Source organism: Eubacterium sp. AF17-7, assembly GCF_003461285.1.
Classification (GTDB): Bacteria; Bacillota; Clostridia; order Lachnospirales; family Lachnospiraceae; genus Eubacterium_U; species Eubacterium_U album.
Map to the genome: position 1 here is coordinate 1 of NZ_QTWU01000036.1, position 1361 is coordinate 1361.

2 protein-coding genes are annotated in these 1361 nt (G+C 35.5%); both read left to right on the top strand.

All coding sequences use genetic code 11. The features are described 5' to 3' along the window. Positions 1–885: hypothetical protein (locus tag DWW96_RS14155; protein ID WP_347496390.1), on the top strand; the 885-nt coding region annotated here is incomplete at its 5' end. A gap of 14 nt (positions 886–899) precedes the next feature. Beyond that, the gene (locus DWW96_RS13710) at positions 900–1190 is read left to right on the top strand and encodes a hypothetical protein (RefSeq protein WP_117910816.1); all 291 of its coding nucleotides are present in this window, start codon (positions 900–902) and stop codon (positions 1188–1190) included. Positions 1191–1361 lie beyond the last annotated feature (171 nt).

The window sequence follows — 1361 nt, forward strand, 5'->3', positions numbered from 1 at the left end:
TTCTTTACGGAAGAATATGGAGGAGTATCATGGGATGACAGCCCGGGAACAGGTGGTTCGGGAAGTCACGGAAGTGGAGGAAACGGAAGTGGTTCAGGAAGCCATGGAACAGGTGAAATACCGGGAGGCAGTTCAGGAAACCACGGAAGTGGAGGAACCGGAAGCGGTTCAGGAAGTCACGGAACAGGATATATTCCCGGAGGAGGAAGCCCGGATTACTGGAATTTCATTGATGCATGGGAGTTGCTTAGCAAAAAATATGGTGAAAAGGTAGCAAGCATACTGCAGGAGTTTGGAGAAGACGGACTAAAGCTTGCAGAAAAGTATGGAGATGACCTTGCAAGTATAATTGACAATCTGGAACCGACAGAAGCTAAAAAAGCAGTAAGCCTTATAAACAGTTATGGTGATGATGCACTTGATTTATTTAAGGTAGGAAAAAGCTTTGATGAGGTAAAGAAGGTTGTTGAGAGTGGTAGAAAGACAGCAACGATAATAGATTATTCCTACAAATTTGATAGGGAATTAGCTAATTTTAATGAGGGTTATGAAATAAAAACAACAGTAGATAAAGATTTAATATTAGTACAGTATAGTTCTGACGCACCAGATGCATCATTATGTTATTGGACAACGATTGATGAAGCAAATGAAATTACATCATTAAATGATTATATGGATAAGTTGGCATTGTCAAAAGATTGGGGAAACAGAAATACTGTAAAAGTTGCAAGAATTCCTGCAGGAACGAAGGTTAAGTATGCTGTAGGAACTGCAAGAGAACAATTATTGATTACAGATCCTAGACCAGGTGGTGGAATTCAATATTTGTTTAATCAATTTGATACAGAATGGATTACAGAGGTTAGAAGTTTTTCAAATTAAAGGAAATTGCAATTATGGATAAAAGACAAGAGTTATTAAAAAAAATGAATATATTAGTTCGGGAAATTGATAAAGCCAAGAAAATAGTAGATGATGAAAAAAATCAATACTTAAATAATTATGAAAATAGAATAGAAGTAGTAATAAAAAAATTACGAGAAGGTACATTACCTGCTTCTAAGGGTGGGCTTATTGGTACAATGAGAGGAATTTCAGAATATGATAGTTTGGCATCTATAAAAGAGTTGTACGATGCAGCATCTGATGTGGATTTGTTTTATAGTAAAGAATGCCAGAAATGGTAAGACTAGTCAACATGATTTGATTAGTATATTCAGATGGTTTTAGCATTATTATCATTATTATGTGGTGCTTGAAAGTGGTACACAGTATGTATATCAGTAGTATAAAGTGCTAGTGCATTAGGAAAAGAAGGTGTTATAACAGAATTTTTAGGAAAAAGTTGTTCGTTAAAT

What these genes read in the sequence shown, in the direction of transcription:
- DWW96_RS13710 (WP_117910816.1), top strand. Translation starts at nt 900, where the DNA reads ATGGATAAAAGACAAGAGTTATTAAAAAAAATGAATATATTAGTTCGG.